Genomic DNA, 3,609 nt, shown 5'->3' on the forward strand with positions numbered 1-3,609 from the left:
TCCGCGAGCAGGCCGCGCGGCTCCTGGGGCTCGCCCCGCGCGCCGTGGACCCGTCGCGCCCGCTGCAGGAGATGGGCTTCGACTCGCTCATGGCGGTGGAGCTGCGCAATGCGCTGGGCGCCGCCATCGGCCGGGGGCTCCCGGCCACCCTCCTCTTCGACCACCCCACCCTGGACGCGCTCGCCGCCTTCCTGGACCGGGAGACCGCCCCCGCCCCCGCGCCCGCCGCGGGCGGGACCGGCGGCGCGTCCCCCGAAGACGCCGTGCTCGTGGCGGAGGTGCGCTCGCTCTCCGACGAGGAGGCCGAGCGGCAGCTCCTGGTGGAACTCGCTACCCTGGTGACCGAATGACCTCGACCCCGGACGAGCTGACCCCGCTGCAGCGTGCGCTGCTCGCGGTCAAGGAGATGCGCGCGCGCCTGGAGGCGGTGGAGCGCGCCCAGCGCGAGCCCATCGCCATCGTCGGCATCGGCTGCCGCTTCCCCGGCGGCGCGGACGACCCCGGGTCGTTCTGGCGGCTGGTGCGCGACGGGGTGGACGCCGTGACCGAGATCCCCCCGGAGCGGTGGGACGTGGACGAGTACTACGACCCGGACCCCAACGCCGCGGGGAAGATGATCACCCGCTGGGGCGGCTTCCTCCGCGGCGTGGACCGCTTCGACGCCGGCTTCTTCGGGATCTCCGACTGGGAGGCGGCCAGCATGGACCCGCAGCAGCGCCTCTTCCTGGAGGTGGTGCAGGACGCGCTGGACGACGCCGGGCAGCCGCGCGAGGCGCTGGCCGGGAGCCGCACCGGCGTCTTCGTGGGACTGGCCCACAGCGAGTACGCCATGATGAACGTGGCGGACCGCTTCGGCGCCAACTGCTACACGGCCACCGGGTCGTTCGGCGCCATCGTCGCCAACCGCCTCTCGTACCTGCTGGACCTGCGCGGCCCCAGCTACACCGTGGACGCGGTCTGCTCCGCGGCGCTCCTGGCCGTCCACGTGGCGTGCGAGAGCCTGCGCCGCGGCGAGTGCTCGCTCGCCGTCGCCGGGGGCTCGGGACTGCTCCTGATCCCGGAGGGGATCACCTGGTTCTCCAAGCTGGGGGTGCTCTCCCCCGACGGGCGGTGCAAGGCCTTCGACGCCGCCGGGGACGGGATCGCGCTGGGCGAGGGCGTGGCCTCCATCGTCCTCAAGCCCCTCTCCCGCGCCCGGGCCGACGGCGACCCGGTGTACGCCGTGATCCTGGGGAGCGCGGTGGCGCAGGACGGCCGCAGCAACGGGCTCACCGCGCCCAGCCGCCCCGCGCAGGAGACCCTGCTCCGCGAGGCGTACGCCCGCGCCGGGGTGGAGCCGTCGCGCGTGCACTACGTGGAGGCACACGGCACCGGCACCATCCTGGGCGACCCCATCGAGGCGCAGGCGCTGGGCTCGGTGCTGGGCGAGGGGCGCCCCGCCGACCGGCCGCTGTACGTGGGTTCGGTCAAGAGCAACATCGGCCACCTGCAGATGGTGGGCGGGCTGGCGGGGCTCATCAAGACGGCGCTCGCCGTCCGCCACCGGATGCTCCCGCCCAGCATCCACTTCCACACCCCCAACCCGCACATCCCCTTCGAAGAGCTGCGGATCCGGGTGCAGGACCGGCTCACCCCCTGGCCGTACGACGAGCCCGCGCTGGCCGGCGTGACCTCGCTCTCCTTCGGGGGCACCAACGTCCACGTGGTCGTGGGCGAGGCGCCGGCCGGCGCGGAGGCGCCCGGCGAGGCCCGGGAGGCCCCGGCGGACGGCGCCGCGGTGCTCCTCCCGCTCTCGGCGCAGAGCCGCCCGGCGCTGGAGGCGCTGGCGGAGTCGTACCGCGCCCTCCTGGCGGAGCCGGACGGCCCCCCGCTGCGCGACGTGGCCTTCACCGCCGGGGCGCGGCGGAGCCACTACGACCACCGCCTGGCCGTGGTGGGCCACACGGCGGAGGAGGTGCGCGGCGCGCTGGACGCCTTCCTGGCCGGGGAGCCGGCGCCGGGGTGGGCGGCGGCGAAGGCCGCGCGCGGGCGCCGCAGGATCGCCTTCGTCTTCCCGGGGCAGGGGTCGCAGTGGGTGGGGATGGGGCGGCGCCTGGTGGAAGAGGAGCCGGTCTTCCGCGCGGCCGTGGAAGCCTGCGAGCGGGCCTTCGCCCCGCACGTGGACTGGTCGCTCGCCGAGGTGATCGCCACGGGGGGGCAGCTGGAGCGCATCGACGTGGTGCAGCCGACCCTCTTCGCGCTGCAGACGGCCACGGCCGCGCTGTGGCGGAGCTGGGGCGTGGAGCCGGAGGCGGTGGTGGGGCACAGCATGGGCGAGGTGGCCGCCGCGCACGTGGCCGGCGCGCTGTCGCTGGAGGACGCCGCGCGCGTGATCTGCCTGCGCAGCCGCCTCCTGCGCGGCATCGCCGGGCGGGGTGCCATGGCGGTGGTGGAGATGTCGGCCGAGGAGGCGCAGCAGGCCATCGCCGGGCTGGAGGAGCGCCTCTCGGTGGCGGTCAGCAACAGCCCCCGCTCCTGTGTGCTCTCCGGAGAGCCGGAGGCGATCGAGCAGGTGCTGGCGCGCCTCTCGGAAGAGAACGTGTTCTGCCGGAGGGTGCAGGTGGACGTGGCCTCGCACTCGCCCCAGGTGGAGCCGCTCCTGGGGGAGCTGATGGAGGCGCTGGCCGGGATCCGCCCGCGCGCCGCGGAGGTGCCGTTCTACTCCACCGTGACGGGCCGCCTGGAGGAGGGGAGCGTGCTGGATGCGGCGTACTGGGGGCGCAACCTGCGCGAGCCGGTGCGCTTCGCCGCGGCGGTGGAGGGGCTGCTGGAGCGGGGGCACGACGCCTTCGTGGAGGTGAGCCCGCATCCGGTGCTCGTCCCCGCGCTGGAGCAGACGCTCCGCCACGCGGGCGCGGAGGCGGTGGCGCTCCCCTCCGGGCGCAGGGAGGAGGAGGAGCGCGCGGTGATGCTCGCCACCCTGGGCGCCCTCTACGCCCGCGGCTGCTCCCCCGACTGGCGCCGCCTCCACCCCGGCCGCGTGGCCGGCGTGGAGCTCCCCACCTACCCCTGGCAGCGCGAGCGCTACTGGCTGGAGCTCCCGGACGCCCCCGCCCCCGGCGCGCACCGCACGGCGGACGCCCGTGCGGGCGCCGGGCACCCGCTGCTCGGGCGCGCCACCCGCCTGGCGCACCCCGCGCGGCTCACCGTCTGGGAGGCGCGCCACGACGCCCGCTCGCCGCTGTACCTGGACGGCCACCGCTTCCGCGGCACCGCGCTCCTCCCGGAGTCCGCGCTCCTGGAGCTGGCGCTGGCCGCCGGGACGGAGCTGTTCGGCGGGTGCGAGCTGGCCGGCGTGCGCTACGTCAACCCGCTCTTCTGGCCCGCGGAGGGCGGGCGGGTGGTGCAGGCCGTCGCGGAGGTGGAGGACGGGGGCGCGACCCTCCGCGTCCACAGCCGCCCGGAGGGCGACGGGGACGCGGAGTGGACGCTCCACCTGCGCGGCACCCTGCGGCCGGCGCCGACGGAGAGCGCGCCGTACGCCGCGCGGCTCGACCCGCCCGAAGAGGTGGAGGCCCGCTGCGGCGACGCCGTGACGGCGGAGGCGTACTACGCCGCGCTGCGGGAGGG

2 protein-coding genes are annotated in these 3,609 nt (G+C 76.5%); both read left to right on the forward strand.

The genetic code is table 11. The annotated features are described in order from the left end of the window. Positions 1-350 (forward strand): acyl carrier protein (locus VGR37_21725; protein HEV2150032.1); only part of this gene is annotated, 350 nt, incomplete at its 5' end. After that, positions 347-3,609, forward strand: a 3,263-nt coding sequence (locus VGR37_21730; GenBank protein ID HEV2150033.1) for a type I polyketide synthase, incomplete at its 3' end; no start/stop codon positions are given. The genes VGR37_21725 and VGR37_21730, both read left to right, overlap by 4 nt.

The sequence above is a fragment of the Longimicrobiaceae bacterium genome, assembly GCA_035936415.1.
In the GTDB taxonomy this organism is placed as follows: Bacteria; Gemmatimonadota; Gemmatimonadetes; order Longimicrobiales; family Longimicrobiaceae; genus JAFAYN01.